The sequence below is a fragment of the Sorangium sp. So ce124 genome, from assembly GCF_051525235.1.
In the GTDB taxonomy this organism is placed as follows: Bacteria; Myxococcota_A; Polyangia; order Polyangiales; family Polyangiaceae; genus Sorangium; species Sorangium atrum.
Genome location: NZ_CP150312.1, coordinates 11,764,913 through 11,779,677, shown reverse-complemented (window position 1 = coordinate 11,779,677; position 14,765 = coordinate 11,764,913). Strand labels below are relative to the sequence as shown.

The window sequence follows — 14,765 nt, the reverse complement described above, 5'->3', positions numbered from 1 at the left end:
CTGAATTTCTCGGTCGTCCCGCCGCCGGAGCTGGAAGAGGTGGCGTTACCGCCGGAGGTCGACGAGGTGGTGTTACCGCCGGAGGTCGACGAGGTGGTGTTGCCACCGGAGCTGGACGAGGAAGTGTTGCCGCCGGAGCTGGACGAGGAAGTGTTGCCGCCGGAGCTGGACGAGGAAGTGTTGCCGCCGGAGCTGGACGAGGTGCTTGTCGAGCTGTCGCCCGAGGAACCCACATCCGAGTCCGAACCGGAGCAGCCGACGCCGACCACAGGGGCGAGCAGAGCGAGGGTAAGGGGCAGCAGCAAGGGACGATAAGTGCGTGTCATGGTCTCTGTGTCCTTTTCCTTGTTAAGCTAGACGGTCGGCCGCGCCGCGGATCGGCGAGGCTCACTTGCAGGTGAGATCGCTCTGGCACGTCTGGCCCTCGGGGCACTGCGAGTCGTCGTTGCACGAGGTGAGCCCGGCGATCGCCACCGCCTGCTCGATCTGGGACGAGACGACCAGATCGACCCGGCCGGGCGGGATCGTCGTGGAGCCCACGGACTTGCGCGTGACGATGATCGTCGGGAAGCCCGCGACGCCGAGGTCAAGGAGCTGCTTGACGAGTGATGCCGGGATATCGAGCGAGCCGGTGTCCTCGACGTTGCACTCGATCATCCCCTTCGTGCCCCCGTGATGGCTGATGTCGAGCTTCACGTGGAGCTTGGCGATGTCGGCCTGCCCCGGCGGGGTCCACGTGAGCTGCAGGGGCTGATCGGGCTCGAGCGCTATCGTCTCGTTCAGGAGATCGAGGGGGCTCACGCCCTTGGCCTCCACCGTGAAGGCGCTGAAGAAATCGCCGCTCGCGTCGAAGCGGACCACCTGGCCCTCGTCGGCGGGCGGGTAGCCGAGCTTCGTGCCGGCGGGAGGCTGGTAGTTGTTCGCCGTGGGGCTCATGACGAGGGACGCCGCGCCCGACTCGAGGTTCAAGCCGGTCACCGTCACGTCGCCGGCGCTGTGCGCGGCCGGGTAGGCCTGGCACGTGTCGTCCTCCACGCAGACGGCGCTGCCTCCGCAGGGTTCGTTGCAGAACGGGACGCGCGGCGTGAGGAGCTGACAGCCCCCCTCCTCGGCCTTCATCTCCCAGACGATCTGCGAGGGCGTGGGGCCGTCGTAGATCTTCCCGATCACCGACGTGCTGCCCGCCGCACCCGGCTCGGCAGCAGGCAGCGAGCGCACCTGGAAGGCGCCGACGAGCTTCGTGGGATCGCCGGTCGGTTCACCCGACCCTGTGGAGCCGCCGGAGCCGCCCGAGCTGCCCGAGCTGCCCGAGCCCCCCGAGCCCGACGTGTCGTTGGTGCCGTCCACGGAGCTCGAGCAGGCGAGCGAGGCGAGGGCCACGACCCCACCAAGGACGCTGGCGCGCCATGCGCTTCGTGAAGGTAATTTTTCAATTCGGCAAAGGTTTTGCGACATCTCGATGGCCAGGTGGCGACGCGGCGGGATCAGGGGTCAATCTTTTTTGAAGAAGCCCCACCGCGCGGACGCCGGCGATCCGGCGTCCCACCGCGCGGACGTCAGCGAGCCGGCGCCCCACCGCGCGGACGCCAGCGAGCCGGCGTCAGGCCCCGGCGCTCAGCCGCCGCCGAGCTCGGACAGGCGCGCGCGCAGCCGCGGCGCGTGGACGCTCTCGCCGTGACGCGCCAGGAAATCGGCGATGGCCGCGCGCTCGTCGGCTGCCCGCCCGAGCCGCCGCAGGCACTGCACCCGGCCGACCCGGGCCTCCGCGGCGAGGGGGCCGCCGGCGCCGGCGAGGTAGCGATCGAAATAGCCGAGCGCCTCCGCCGCCTTGCCCTGGTGGAGCGCGATCTGCCCGAGCGACACCAGGGCCGCGCGCGCCTCGGGGCTCCCCGGGTACTGTGCGAGCAGGGCGCGGTAGGCGGCGTTCGCCTCGGCGCTCTTCCCCTGCCCGAGCTGGGCCTGCGCGCGCAGGAGCAGCGCCTGCGGACCCGTCGCGGGCTCCTCCGCGCGCGGCCTGGGCGGCGGCTGCGCGCGATCCCGGGCCCCGACGGCGCTGGCGGCCGCGGGCTCGCCGGCGCCGGGCGAGGGCTCGGCGGTGGGCGCGCCGGTGTCGGGCGGCGGCTCGGCGCCGGGCGGCGGCTCGGCGGTGGGCGCGCCGGCGCCTGGTGAGAGCGCGCCGGCGCCTGGTGAGGGCTCGGCGGTGGGCGCGCCGGCGCCTGGCGGAGGCGCTTCCGGCACCGAAAGCGTGGGGAGGCTCAGGACCGTGCGCCGCGCGCCGCTCGGATCGAGCGCCTCGTTCCCGCTCGGCGCCGGCGGGGGCGCGTGCGCAGGCTCATCGAACAGCTCCGCGGCGAGCGCGGCCAGGAGCGTCGCCGCGACGGCGACGCCCGCGAGCGACCCGGCGATCCCTCGCCGCAGCATCGGCCGAGGCGCCGTGCGCGGCCTCGCGGTGCTCTCGGGCGCGGACTCGATCCGGGCGCCTCTGGCGTCGACGCGAGCGCCTCGGGGCTCGAGGCGGGCGCCCCCGGGCTCGAGGCGGGCGCGCGCGAGCACCTGCTGCAGCATGGCGGCGTCGCTGAGCTCGCGGCCGTCGTCGCGCGCGTCGCCGAGCCTGCCGATGGCGGCCCAGAGCGGCGCCTCGCTGCGGAGCTCGGGGTCGTCCTGCTCGGCGCGGCGGAGGAGCTCCGCGTCCTCGGGGCGGATCGGCTCGCCGCGCGCCTCCGCGGCGAGGATCGCGGGCACGAGGTCCAGATCGATCTCGGACTTCTGCGTCCCTGTCATGATGCTCTCTTCCGGCCGACGGCGAGGTCCTGTCGCACCTGCTTGCGGAGCGCGCCGATCCCGAGGCGCAGCCTGCTCTTGACCGTATCGGGGCTGACCTCGGTCATTCCGGCGATCTCCTCGATGGAGTGATCGAGCGCGTGGTGCAGGAGGATCGCAGTGCGCTGCGCCTCCGGCAGCTCGTCGAGGTACGCGCGCGCCTCGCGCGGGAGGGCCTCGAACGGGGGTTGATGTGGCGCCAGGGCGATCTCGTCGTCGATAGCGCTCTCCGGGGCCACGGGCGCGCCTTCCCGGCGCTGCTGCCTGGCGTACCGGAGGATGGTCCGGACGGCGACGCGCCTGGCCCAGGCCTCGACGGTGGCCTCGCCGCGGTAGCTCGACGCGCTCTCGAGGATCGCGAGCAGGCCGAGCTGCGCGGCGTCGTCGGCGTCGGCCGCGCTGCGGAGGAACGTCCGCGCGATCCGGCGGACCCGCGAGATCACGTGGGTCATGAGCCAGGCCTGGGCCTCCGGGTCACCCGCGCCGGCGCGGCGCATCCGTTCGAGATCAGACGGCACGGGCACAGAGGGTGACGAGGCAGGCGGCGGGGCGGGGACGGGGCGCGTCATGGCGCTGGCCAGGAGCGGCTCGGGCAGTGGGCCGAGGCGCCTGGAGAGAGCTCGCGCGTGCTCAGCGTCCATCGCTTCGACCTGGTGCGATGCACGGTCCGAAGCGGGTCAATTTTCCTTTCGTGTCGGGTCATGCGGCGCGGATGGTCATTTTCTGACCATGCCCGCGGGGGCCGGCGAGGCCGGCAGGGCGAGGCCGAGCTCCAGCCCGACGCCGGCCAGGATCCGCACCGGATCGGCCGAAAGCGCGAGGGCCGGGTGTACGGCGGCGTCTGGCTTCGTCAGGAGCACGTCCACACCCACCGTCGTCTTGAGGCGGAGCCACCCGGTGAGCGGGACTCCGAGCTCCGCGACCGGCGCGACGCTCACGAGCACGTCGGTCCTGGCCTCCGGCGGCGGCAGTTGCTGCGGAAACATCCGTGGCCACCGCCACGGGGGCGGCGGTGGCGGGCCATGACCGGGAGGCGGAGGGAACGGTGGTGGCTCCGTGAGCGCCTGCTGGGTCGTGCCTTCCTCGGGGACGCGCTCGACGATATCGACGGTGGCGCGCGCGCCGAGCTGCAGGTCGAGGCCGAGGGGGAGCCTGAGCCGGACCTGGCCGGTCGTGATCACCGGGTGGCGCGAGAGCTCGAACGTGGACTGCTCGCCGCCGACGGAGGTGGAGGGCATGAGCTCGTACCCCAGGCCGAGGACGGCGTAGTCCACCGGCGCCCAGGAGGCGCGGACCGCGGCGGCGCTCTGCCACGGCGCTTCGCTGCTGAAGTTCGCGCCGGTGTAGCCGGCGAGGACGGCGAACGTGGGCAGCGGGCTCGCGTCGCGGCGGGCGCGCATGGATGGCGACGGCGGGCCCGCGGGCGTCTGCAGGTCCAGCGCGGCGTCCGTGGGCGCCGCGTTCGCGGGCCCCGCAGGGGACGCGGCAGGCTCGGGGGCAGCGGCGGGCTCGGGTGGAGTCGCCGGGGCCGGTGGGCCCGGGGCGACCTTCACCTCGGCCAGACCGGCGACGTGGCCTTCGCGGAGCTCCTCGGCGACCGCGCCGGCGATGTTGGCGAGCGACTCGAGGGCGGTCGCGCTCTGCCCGGGCAAGATCGGGATGCGGCGGCCGTAGATCTGCTCGCCGTCGCGCTCGACCACGTACAGGGCGAGCTCGTCGCTCGACCCGGCGTCGATCCAGAGCACTCCCCGCGCGTCCCATGTGTCGGCGAGCGCGTTGGCCTCGGGGAGGAGCGTTTGCAGCACGGGTCTCGGCGTGCCGGGGCGGACGATCTGAAGGCGGACGCCGACGGGGCGGATATGGGCGACGACGAGGTCGAGGGCGCGCTTGTCGATGCCGCCGGCGCCCGGGAAGGCGGCGAGGACGAGCACCGGCTCGCCTGCGGCGCGAGGCTCAGCCGCTGCGGCGGGCAGGGCGACGGCGGCCAGCAGCGTGCCGGCGACCGCGCTCGCGGCCGTTCGGGCAGCGCGGAGGGCGAGCGCGAGCGACGCGGCCGGCACGGGCACGGAAAATTATCACCCTTCCCCGCGGGGCACCATCCCCCGTCGTGGTCCGGCGGGATGGCCGCGCCCGCGCCTCAGCGCGCGCCGGTCGACCGCGGGTAGCTCCCGAGCACCTTCACCATCTCGCAGCGCGCGCGGAGCCGCTCGATCGCGTCGGCGACGCGCGGATCGCTCCGGTGGCCCTCCAGATCGACAAGAAAGACGTAGTCCCAGTGCTTCTGCCGGCTGGGCCTCGACTCGATCCGGGTCAGGTTGATGCCCGCGTCGTCGAAGATGGCGAGGACCCGGCGGAGCGCGCCGGGCTCCTCCTGCACGGAGAAGACGATCGAGGTCTTGTCCGCGCCCGTGGCGGGCGCGTCGCCCGCGGCGATGACGATGAAGCGGGTCGCGTTCTCGGCGCGGTCGTGGATGCGCTCCCGCAGGAGCGGCAGCCCGTAGAGCTCGCCCGCCCCGCGGCTGCCGATCGCCGCCGCGGCGGGGTCGCCGAGGGCCTCGTGCGCGGCCGCGGCCGCGGACACGGTCTGGACGATCTGCGCGCCGGGGAGGTGCTTCGCGAGCCAGAGGCGGCACTGCGAGAGCGCGTGCGGGTGCCCGTGGACCCGCGCGACGCCGCTCAGCCCCTCCGCCTTGCTGAACAGGCAATAGGCGACGTCGAGCACGAGCTCCTGCCGGATCTGGAGGTCGCTCTCGATCAGGGCGTCCGCCGTCAGGGTCACCGAGCCGTCGGTCGAGCTCTCGACGGGGACGACGCCGCAGGCCGCCTCGCCCGCGCGCACGGCGTCGAAGACGCCCTCGATGGTGCCCGTCTCTCGGTAGAGCGCGGCCAGCCCGAACAGGTGCCGCGCCGCGACCTCCGCGAAGGCGCCCTCCGTCCCCGGAAAGGCCACCTTCATGGGCTCCTCCAGCGACAGGCAGGCGCTCATCACCTCCCGGAAGAGGACCCGGATGGCGTCGCGCGGGAAGCGGCCCGCGCCCTTCGCCTGCAGGCGGGCGAGCACGCGCCGCTCCCGCTCCGGGTCGTGAAACTGCGTGGCGTTCGCGGCGCGCTTCGCGTGAGCGACCTCGAAGGCCACCTCGGCCCGCTCCGCGAGGAGCTCGAGGATCCGGTCGTCGATGCTGTCGATGCGCTCACGAAGCTCGCCAAGGGTCGCCATGAACTGTTTCACCTCGGAAGGGGCAGGGCGGCCATCAAAGCGCAGGGGGCGCCGCAGCGCAAGGCTCGCCGCGGAGCCGGGAATGCGCGCGGAACGCGCGCGACGGCGACGCACGTCAGGGGCGAAGCGGCACCCGTGCGAGCTCGACGCGTGGAGCGGAAGGGCGAGAGAGGACCGGTGAGGGAGCAGAGGAGAGGAAGAGAGAGCTCTTGGCGCGGGAGCGAGAGGATCGGCCGGCGGAGTGGGAGGATCGGGCGCGGGAGCGGAAGGATCGGCCGGCGGAGTGGGAGGATCGGGCGCGGGAGCGGGAGGATCGGCCGCCGGAGCGAGAGAACGGCGCCCGTAGGAGAACTTATGCTTTCGGGCTCAGCTGCCGAGCTTGTCGAGACGGCTGCCTGCACCGGCCCGCAACAGCATGGACGCGCTCTGGTCCAAGGCGATTGATGCCGGTCCCCGTCAGGATCCAATGATGACGTTGCCTGCGAAGCGGTATACTGTGCGGTGACAATGCGGCACTATCGAAAGGATCACGCGGGAAACGACGATCTCGTCAGCTTTGCCGGCTTCACGCCCCCGAGAGGATGACCCACCGTGGAAACATCGTTTGCTCCCTACAAGATCCAAACGAAACAAATCAAACACCCCCGGGCCTGGGATGGAAAGGACCTGACCAAGGACGAAGTCGCCTTCGATCTCGGGTCCAGACACCTGGAGGCCTTCGACCGCGTGATCCAGGAAGTCCGGAGACGCAGCGTCACGCTCGAGAGCGCTTCGAACGAGGATTTTCAGCTCGAGGACATCCAGGACGATGTGCAGCTCATCGCCGACAGGATCCTGAATGGCCGCGGCGTGGTCATCGTTCGCGGATGGCCGATGGACCGTTATACGGAAGCGGAGAACGCTCTCCTTTACTGGGCATTGGGCAAGCAATGGGGCCAACCCATCGTTCAAAGCTGGAAAGGGGATCGTCTCACGGAGCTGCAGCGCGAGGCGCTCGAATACTTTCATACCGTCGGGGATGAACTGAAATTCACCTTCATGCTGGAAGCGGGCGAGGCGTTGTTCGTCAACAACTACGCCATTCTGCACGACCGCGCTCCCTTCGAGGACTGGCCGGAACAGGAACGCCGCCGTTTTCTCCTGCGGATGTGGCTGAGGACTTCCCAGGAAAAGCAGCCGGTCCATTCGAGCGTCCGTCGGTTTTACGACACGATGGCTGGAAATTTCTCCCCGTCGCCGGCGAAAGTGATCTAGTAGCAATTGGCCCCCTTGCCTGCAACCCTTCACGCGGGAAATCGACATGTCCAACAGCCTTGCAAGGTACACTGGCCATCCCGGGGCCTGGAGAGCCTCGGACCTGACGAAAGAAAAAATCTCCTTCGATCTCGGGCGCCGGCACCTGAGAGCGTTCGAAAAGATCATGGATGAGGCGCGGAAACGCAACCTCACGCTGCGGACCGCTTCCGAGAGCGATTTTCCCCTCGCCGAGATTCATGACGATATCCGCCGGATCGCCGACGAAGTTCTCCACAAGCGCGGCGTCATCGTCATCCGCGGCTGGCCGGTCGAGACCTATACGCCGGAGGAAATCGGGTTGTTGCTCTGGGCCGTGGGCAAGCAGCTCGGAGTGCCAATTGAGCAGAGCCATCACGGCGATCGGCTGAACCAGGTCATCGATCTCGGGGGCGGGCGGGCCTACAACTCCAATATTCCCCTGGACATGCACAGCGACTTCGGCGCGCTGGTCGGCCTTCTGGCGGTCCGCAAGGCCAAGCTGGGCGGCCACAGCGGAATAGCGAGCGCCCTCGCCATTCATGACAAGATCGTCGAGACCCATCCCGAATATCTCGCCCCGCTCTATACCGGTTACTACGTCCACTGGCAGGGAGAGGAGGCGAAGGGCGAGCGGTCGCTGATAACCGATTACCGCGTTCCGGTCTTCAGCGAAGTCGAGGGCCAGCTCAGCGTCTTCATGGTCAAGCCGTTCGTTGAGCAGGCCGCGAGGAACAAGGAAATGACCCAGCTTCAGCGGGACGCGCTCGACTATTTCCAGCAAGTCGCCGACAGCGACGAGTTCGCCTACAAGTTCATGCTGGAACCAGGAGAGGCCTCGTTGATGAGCAACTACACGGTCCTTCATTCGCGCTCCACCTTCGAGGATTGGCCCGAAGTCGAGCGGCGCCGGCTCCTCCTGCGGCTCTGGCTCAAGCTGCATCCCGGGGACCGCCGTCCGCTCCATCCCGATTTGCAACGCTTGCAGACCCATGACGGGTTCTACGTGTCGGCCAAGAACGGCGAAGCGCCGCAGGTATCGGCCGCGTGACGGAACCTCTACCTGGAAGGCATCGATGATCGACCTGGCAATCGTCGGACTTGGGCGGTGGGGCACCTTCCTCGTGGATGCCGTGCAGGGCGTCAGCCCCAAAGTCCGTTTTTCCGCCGCGGTCAGCCGTACTCCCGGACGCATCGAACAGGCGGCCTCCTCGCGGGGAATCAAGGTCCTCGCCTCGCTGGAAGAAGCGCTGACCCAACCGACGATCGCGGGCATCGTACTCGCCACGCCCCATTCCCTCCATGCCGCGCAGATCGAGGCCTGCGTCCGCGCGGGGCGCCCCGTCTTCGTCGAAAAGCCGTTCACGCTCACCTCCTCCAGCGCGGTGCAGGTCTCCGCTGCCGCATCGGCGGCGGGAGTCGTGGTGGCCGCGGGGTTCAACCGTCGGTTTCTTCCCGCGATGCGCAAACTGAAGAGCGTCGTCGGGGAGGGCGGCCTGGGCACCCTTCGTCACATCGAATGCAACTTCACCGCGAACCTCATCGGGCGATTTTCCCCCGGGCAATGGCGCTTGACAGCGGAGGAGAATCCGTCGGGCGGCTTCGCCGGGGGTGGCATTCATATGATCGACGCCATTATCCATCTCGGCGGACCCGTCACCGGCGTGTTCGCGGCGGGCTCCTCGCGCATCCCGGCCCTGGGGCCTCTTGAGGACACCGTCTCCGCCCTCCTCACCCTGGCCTCCGGCGCCACGGCCTCGGTGACGACGATGATGGCCACGGCGCCGAGCTTTCGCCTTCAGGTATTCGGGACCCAGGGTTCCGCGGAGATCCGTGGCCCGGACACGCTCGAGATCGTCGACCTTGCAGGCAAAGGCGGTCCCCTCTCCTTTGAGGCTGTTTCCACGGAGCGCGCCGAGATCGAGGCTTTTGCCGACGCCATCTCCGGAGAGGCCCCGTATCCCATTCCCATGGACGAGGTGCTCAACGGCGTGGCGGCTTTCGAGGCCATTGGCCGATCCCTCTCCACGGGCGGCCCTGTTTCCATTGCTGAGGGTGGGCGCCTTGAAATTGGAGTGAAGCGCCGACACGATCACTACCTGCTCACGCCGGGGCCCCTTACGGTGCCGACGGAGATCCGTGAGACGATGCTGCTCGACCGGAACCCCTACGCGGGCGACTTCGTCGACATGAACGCCGCGATCCGCCGCTATCTGCTCGAGATCGCCAACGGCACGGAGACGCATGCCTGCGTTCCCCTGCAAGGCAGCGCCAGCTACGCCATCGAAGCGGCCATGCAGACCCTGGTTCCGCGTACCGGCACGATCCTGATCGTGCAGAATGGCTTCTACGGAAGCCGGCTCAGGGAAATCGCCGAGGGCATTCGCCTCAAGGTCACGACCCTCGACCTTCCGATGCTGCCGCTGCCAACGCGCGAGGATCTCGAGAGAGCCCTCGACGCCGACCCCGCCATCACGCACATCGCCATGTGCCACGCGGAGACCGGCACGGGCGTGCTCAATCCGATCGAGATGGTAGCGGAGGTGGCCCGGTGCAGGGGCAAGCGCCTCATCATCGATGCCGTCGCTTCCTTCGGCGGCTTTCCCATCGACGTGGCCACGCTCGATCTCGAGGCGCTCATCATCTCTCCCAACAAATGCCTGGAGAGCGTCCCGGGCATCGGCCTCGTCCTCGTCAACAAGGGCGCCCTGGCCGCCTCGGCGGGCAGGGCCATGTCGCCTTCGCTCGATCTCCATGCCCAGTGGAGCACGATGGAAAAGAGCGGCACCTGGCGCTGGACGCCGCCAACCCACGTCGTCGCGGCCCTGGCCAGGGCCTGCGAACGACACCGGCGGGAAGGCGGCGTGGCCGCCCGCGGGGCACGTTACCAGCGCAATTGGCGCATCCTGATCGACGGCTTCCGCCAGTGGGGATTCCGGACCTTGATCCCCGACGAGGTGGCCATCCCCATCATCGCGACCTTCCATGTCCCCGAGCCGTTCGCGCATGACTTCCGACCCTTGTACGAAGCGCTGGAGCGGCGCGGGATCACCATCTTCCCGGGACGGCTGACCGCCGCCGGAACGTTCCGCATCGGGGTCATGGGCGATCTGGTCGAATCGGACATCCGCATGATCATGAACGTCATCCGCGAAGTCCTCGGCGAGATCGATTCGCGCTACAAGGACCTGCCGCGGCTCAGCTAGGACGTATCGCCGCCACGATGGCGTCCGCCAGCGCATTGGCCGACGCGGGGACCATGTCGAGATACAGCGCGGGATCGATGACCTCAATCTCCATCAGGACAAACTGGCCACCGCGCAGGATGCCGTCAATCCGCGCGTAAACGGGACGACCAGGGACATGCCGCAAGATCTCCTCCGCGGCCGCCACATGCTCCTTCTCGGGGACGACGGACACCGGAGCAAGCGGGCGGTAACGCCCGTTCACCCGAAAATCGTCGGGATTGGGACGCTTCCTCACGCCATGGGCGAAGTGTCCGTCGATAAACACGAGCGATAGTTCGCCTTCGCGGATTTCCGGCATGAATTCCTGGAGCAAGAGATCGTTCCGGCCCGTTTCGGCGCGCAGGGCCTTGGCCTGCGCGGCCACCTGGTGGCGCTCAACGAGGGTCACGCCCACGCCGCTCTCCCCGATGCAGGGCTTCAAGACGAGCCGATCTCCAGGAATTTCAGACGCCGTGGTTTCTATCCCTGTATTTTGATCGACGATGCGCGTGACCGGGCAGGGTACTCCGTGGGCGATGAGGTCCAGCAAATACCGCTTGTTCAAGTTCCACAGTAGCACGTCGACGTCATTGATCACGGGAATCGCCTCGTCCCGCAATTCATGGAGCCATCGGGAAAATTTCTCACTCTGTTCCGTGTAGTCCCATACGGAGCGGACCACCACGCCCGCCGCGTGGCCTTTTGCCTCCTGCGGTTCGATCCGGTCCCAGGGACGCAAGACGGTTTCCACGCCCCGCTGTTCCAGGGCCTTCTTGAGCGCCAGATCGCATCCGATTGCCTCGGGAGGGATCTTTGCGCAGGTCGCCAGTAGGAGCTTCACGGCACACCCTGTGTCTGGTCGACGGCGGCAACCACGCCCGCCTCGCTTCCAGCGTGTCGCTCAAGAAGCACGGCGTCATAGACCGCACCGGTATGGATGAGCGGGGTGACGTGCCAGGACCCGGAAAGCTCCTTCTCGAACGGATAATTGCAGAGCGATTTGATGCCGTTGCCGTAGCGAAGGATGATCTTCGCCTGCCCGTGCATCTGGCTGCCTAGTTGCCGAAGAACGGCGGCCTTCTCCTTGACCAGTGCGGCGATGATGAAATGGCTCGCCTGTCCGACCCAAGGGATCGTTTCGAGCGGACGGCAGCTACACCGGATCCGCTCCGCCAGACCCTGATGCATGACAAGCTTTTTTGCGAGGCGGGTCGCTTCAGGATCGATATCGTGACACAGCAACTCCGCCTCACTTTCCCGGGCGAAGAGCAGCGCCGTGACGGGCAGCGCGCCGGCCCCTATGAAGACAATCCTCGATTTCGGGCCTATCCCGGAGGCCGCCAACTCCGCCCGGAACGACGTCCGAAACTCCGTGTAAGTCGCATCCAGATAGGCTTCCAAAGGCAAGGTTCCCTCTGCCGGTCTCTGGCAAAGGTGGCGGGAATGGCCCTTTTCCAGGTCGCAGAGAGCGCGATCCAGGACATCGCGAAGCATCGTGGCCTCGTGAAGAAGCTCGAGATCGCCTTCCCAGCGCCGCCAGCACGAGGCGTTCTCCGCATCCATGACGAACTGGCGAACGGAGCCCAGCTTCTCTTCCAAGGGATCGAAATTGCCGCAACGGCCGGCTTCCTGGCGAAGCTCTTCAAGCTCGGAGCTCAGGGCGCGTAATTCAGTCAAGAAAAAATGCTTGTTTGATTGCATGAGCCTTCTCGCTTGAAACCGTGCTGGGGAGATGTGTCGGAGGCTGGGCATCAACGATGTGGTCTACGACTGGGGCCGCCTCGGCGCCCATGGGCGTTGACCGTGGGGGTCCGGATTAGCTTTGGGTGCGGCTCCTCTGGAACGAGGGCGTTTTGCGTGGTGCACTCGGCGCAGCTTGGGTCGAGGCGGCGGCAGCGGTGAGGGGACATCGCCCCCTGCATAACGCGCGCGGTGCGTTCGGTCATGCTCCTGCTGCAGGTGGAACGCCCAGTAGGCTTCGAAGTCGCCGCTAGAGCGCAGCGAGCGGAGGCGCAGCGCCGGCGCGGCGAGCGCCTCCGGTCCGGGGAGGTGATCGCGCTCGCGGATGGCTCGGCCGGGGAGCCCGGGGTCGCGCCCCCGCCGCTGGACCCCTGTCTCTGTCGAGGAGACACCTGGTCCTCCCGGGGCGACAGCTCGCTCGAGGCGACGGGCTCGCGAGGGGGCCGGAAGAAGCGCCCCTCCCGCCTATGCGCGTCGACGATCCGCCGGGGCGAGCGCCGCCCCGACCCGGCACGTGCGTTGCTGAAGGCTGAAGGCTGAAGAGCTGAAGAGCTGAAGAGCTGAAGAGCGAAGCGTCGCTGACGAGGCCCGCTGAACGCTCTCCGACGACGGAGGGCGCGAGCGCGCGCCAGCGCAAGCGATGCATGTCCCCTTCGCGCGTCACTGCGGCGGGCGAAGCGAAAAGGAGGGTAGCGGAATGAGGATTGAACCGATGACTCAAAAGCATGTTCGCCGACGGCGCTGGCTGTGTCCCTTGCTGGCGTTGCCGCTGGCCGCCTGCGCGGCCGACCCCGGCGAGGCGGGCGACTTCGAGGAGGCGGCCGACGTCGCATTGCCGATCGTCGATCCGACGCCGGCGGGGCCCGGCGATCTGCTCGCGATGGTGAAGGTGTCGACCTCGCAGGGGAGCTGCTCGGGCATGGTCATCGCCGCGGACACGGTCCTCACCGCCGCGCATTGCTTCTGCGAGGAGGGCTACGTCGGCGACAACGCCTGCTCCACGGACGCGACGGTGACCTTTCGCCCCGACCCGGCCACGCCGGGCGCGCGCCCGCGCGTGCTGAGCGGCGTGGCCGAGATCCAGCCGGACTACAACCCGTCCTGGACCGAGAGGCAGATCGAGCATGACGTCGCGGTCATCAAGCTGAATGGCGTCGCGCCGGCACACGTGAAGCCCTTCGTCGTGGCCAACGATTACCCCGCCGAGGGATCGCGCGTCACGATCGCCGGCTTCGGGCGCACGGGCGCCGACTGCAGCACCCCCTTCGGCACGCTGAACTTCGACGCCGCCGTGGTCGGCGGGTACGAGGACGGCCACGACATCCTGCGCTTCAACGACCAGGTCTTTTGCAGCGGCGACTCGGGCGGGGCCGTCTTGAACGTCGAGGCGAGCCGGCTCTACGCCGTCCACTCGATGCACACGTGGACGGTGAGCCATGGCTGGGTCAGCAAGGGGGTCACGACGGGCTCCGAGTTCGACTGGATCAAGTCGCACATGTGCCCGTCGTCATCCTCGAACCAGTGCAGCGGCCACGGCGACACGTGCGACTGCTCGGCCAGCACCAACTTGCTGTGGCGGCACACCAATGGCCAGGTCGCCATCTGGTTCATGGATGGCGGCGACATCGTCGGCGAGGCCTACCCCGGCGGTCAGGACCCGAGCCTCTCCTGGAAGATCCAGGGCTCCGGAGACTTCGACGGCGACGGCCAGAGCGACGTGCTCTGGCGGCACACGAACGGCCAGGTCGCCATCTGGTTCATGGATGGCGGAGCCGTCGTCGGTCAGGCCTACCCCGGTGGCCAGGATCCGAGCCTCTTCTGGAAGGTGGCTGGCGTCGGGGATTTCGACGGCGATGGGCGCTCGGACGTCCTGTGGCGCGACGCCAACGGCCAGCTCGCCATCTGGTTCAAGGGCGACGCCGCCCAGGCCGCCTATCCCGGCTACAACAACCAACCCGCGCCGGTCGACACCTCGTGGAAGGTGCAGGGCGTCGGCGACTTCGACGGCGATGCGCGCTCGGATATCCTGTGGCGAAACACGAACGGTCAGGTCGCCATCTGGTTCATGTCGGGCGGGACGCGGGTGGGCGACGCCTACCCCGGCGGCCAGGACCCGAGCCTCTTCTGGAAGGTGCAGGCCATCGGCGACTTCGACGGCAACCTGCGCTCGGACATCCTGTGGCGGGACGCCAATGGCCAGCTCGCCATCTGGTTCGGCGGCGAGCAGGGCTTCGACTCGCCCTCGTACAACAACGCGCACGGGCCCGGCGACCTCGCATGGCAGGTGCAGGGCGTCGGCGACTTCGATCACGATCGACGGGACGACATCGTCTGGCGGCACACGAACGGCCAGGTCGCCATCTGGCTGATGCACGGCGCGCACTTCGTCGGGGACCTGTACCCGCGCCAGGTCGACAGCGGCTGGGCGATCAAGGGCATGCTCCACGACGCCGGGCGGTGAGCTGTCGAGCAGGGGGCCTCGGCCGCCC

12 protein-coding genes are annotated in these 14,765 nt (G+C 68.7%); 5 read left to right on the top strand and 7 right to left on the bottom strand.

Annotated elements, in window-relative coordinates; all coding sequences use genetic code 11:
* The first annotated feature begins 39 nt into the window (after nucleotides 1-39).
* Nucleotides 40-315 (top strand): hypothetical protein, encoded by a 276-nt coding sequence (locus WMF19_RS44140; protein WP_437895862.1) that lies wholly within the window; start codon nucleotides 40-42, stop codon nucleotides 313-315.
* A gap of 72 nt (nucleotides 316-387) precedes the next feature.
* Here WMF19_RS44140 and WMF19_RS44135 read toward each other — a convergent pair whose 3' ends face one another.
* The 5 genes from WMF19_RS44135 to pheA form a co-directional block, all read right to left on the bottom strand.
* Nucleotides 388-1,380 carry a hypothetical protein gene (locus WMF19_RS44135; RefSeq protein ID WP_437895861.1) on the bottom strand — a complete coding sequence of 331 codons (993 nt, stop codon included), beginning with the start codon at nucleotides 1,378-1,380 and terminating at the stop codon, nucleotides 388-390.
* 234 nt (nucleotides 1,381-1,614) lie between these two features.
* Nucleotides 1,615-2,781 carry a tetratricopeptide repeat protein gene (locus tag WMF19_RS44130; RefSeq protein ID WP_437895860.1) on the bottom strand — a complete coding sequence of 389 codons (1,167 nt, stop codon included), beginning with the start codon at nucleotides 2,779-2,781 and terminating at the stop codon, nucleotides 1,615-1,617.
* Nucleotides 2,778-3,317 carry an RNA polymerase sigma factor gene (locus tag WMF19_RS44125; protein ID WP_437796128.1) on the bottom strand — a complete coding sequence of 180 codons (540 nt, stop codon included), beginning with the start codon at nucleotides 3,315-3,317 and terminating at the stop codon, nucleotides 2,778-2,780. The genes WMF19_RS44130 and WMF19_RS44125 overlap by 4 nt, the downstream gene beginning before the upstream one ends.
* 219 nt (nucleotides 3,318-3,536) lie before the next feature.
* Entirely contained in the window at nucleotides 3,537-4,886 is a 1,350-nt protein-coding gene (locus WMF19_RS44120; RefSeq protein WP_437895859.1) for a hypothetical protein, read from the bottom strand.
* Between the two features lie 71 nt (nucleotides 4,887-4,957).
* Nucleotides 4,958-6,037 (bottom strand): prephenate dehydratase, encoded by a 1,080-nt coding sequence (gene pheA, locus WMF19_RS44115; protein ID WP_272102225.1) that lies wholly within the window; start codon nucleotides 6,035-6,037, stop codon nucleotides 4,958-4,960.
* A gap of 591 nt (nucleotides 6,038-6,628) precedes the next feature.
* On the opposite strand from pheA, the gene WMF19_RS44110 reads away from it, so the two are divergent.
* From WMF19_RS44110 to WMF19_RS44100, 3 genes are read left to right on the top strand one after another with little or no spacing between them, the layout of a single operon-like run.
* Nucleotides 6,629-7,291 (top strand): hypothetical protein, encoded by a 663-nt coding sequence (locus tag WMF19_RS44110; RefSeq protein ID WP_437895858.1) that lies wholly within the window; start codon nucleotides 6,629-6,631, stop codon nucleotides 7,289-7,291.
* Between the two features lie 46 nt (nucleotides 7,292-7,337).
* Nucleotides 7,338-8,360, top strand: coding sequence for a TauD/TfdA family dioxygenase (locus WMF19_RS44105; RefSeq protein ID WP_437895857.1), 1,023 nt, complete (start codon nucleotides 7,338-7,340; stop codon nucleotides 8,358-8,360).
* A 25-nt stretch (nucleotides 8,361-8,385) separates the two neighbouring features.
* Entirely contained in the window at nucleotides 8,386-10,515 is a 2,130-nt protein-coding gene (locus tag WMF19_RS44100) for a 2-aminoethylphosphonate--pyruvate transaminase (RefSeq protein ID WP_437895856.1), read from the top strand.
* Here WMF19_RS44100 and WMF19_RS44095 read toward each other — a convergent pair.
* Together WMF19_RS44095 and WMF19_RS44090 are read right to left on the bottom strand one after the other, a co-directional pair.
* Nucleotides 10,508-11,377: an ATP-grasp domain-containing protein gene (locus tag WMF19_RS44095; protein ID WP_437895855.1), complete on the bottom strand. Its 870-nt coding sequence runs from the start codon at nucleotides 11,375-11,377 to the stop codon at nucleotides 10,508-10,510. The two genes, WMF19_RS44100 and WMF19_RS44095, sit on opposite strands and share 8 nt — an antisense overlap.
* Nucleotides 11,374-12,237, bottom strand: a complete 864-nt coding sequence (locus tag WMF19_RS44090) for a nicotianamine synthase family protein (protein ID WP_437895854.1) — start codon at nucleotides 12,235-12,237, stop codon at nucleotides 11,374-11,376. The genes WMF19_RS44095 and WMF19_RS44090 overlap by 4 nt, the downstream gene beginning before the upstream one ends.
* Before the next feature lie 751 nt (nucleotides 12,238-12,988).
* Between WMF19_RS44090 and WMF19_RS44085 the strand changes: the two genes are divergently transcribed.
* On the top strand, nucleotides 12,989-14,737 hold the full coding sequence (locus WMF19_RS44085) for a trypsin-like serine protease (RefSeq protein WP_437895853.1): 1,749 nt from the start codon (nucleotides 12,989-12,991) through the stop codon (nucleotides 14,735-14,737).
* Nucleotides 14,738-14,765 lie beyond the last annotated feature (28 nt).

Excerpts from the sequence above, each read along its gene's own strand:
- WMF19_RS44130 (WP_437895860.1), bottom strand. The coding sequence starts at position 2,781 with ATGACAGGGACGCAGAAGTCCGAGATCGATCTGGACCTCGTGCCCGCG.
- WMF19_RS44125 (WP_437796128.1), bottom strand. The coding sequence starts at position 3,317 with ATGCGCCGCGCCGGCGCGGGTGACCCGGAGGCCCAGGCCTGGCTCATG.
- pheA (WP_272102225.1), bottom strand. The coding sequence starts at position 6,037 with ATGGCGACCCTTGGCGAGCTTCGTGAGCGCATCGACAGCATCGACGAC.
- WMF19_RS44105 (WP_437895857.1), top strand. The coding sequence starts at position 7,338 with ATGTCCAACAGCCTTGCAAGGTACACTGGCCATCCCGGGGCCTGGAGA.
- WMF19_RS44100 (WP_437895856.1), top strand. The coding sequence starts at position 8,386 with ATGATCGACCTGGCAATCGTCGGACTTGGGCGGTGGGGCACCTTCCTC.
- WMF19_RS44090 (WP_437895854.1), bottom strand. The coding sequence starts at position 12,237 with ATGCAATCAAACAAGCATTTTTTCTTGACTGAATTACGCGCCCTGAGC.
- WMF19_RS44085 (WP_437895853.1), top strand. The coding sequence starts at position 12,989 with ATGACTCAAAAGCATGTTCGCCGACGGCGCTGGCTGTGTCCCTTGCTG.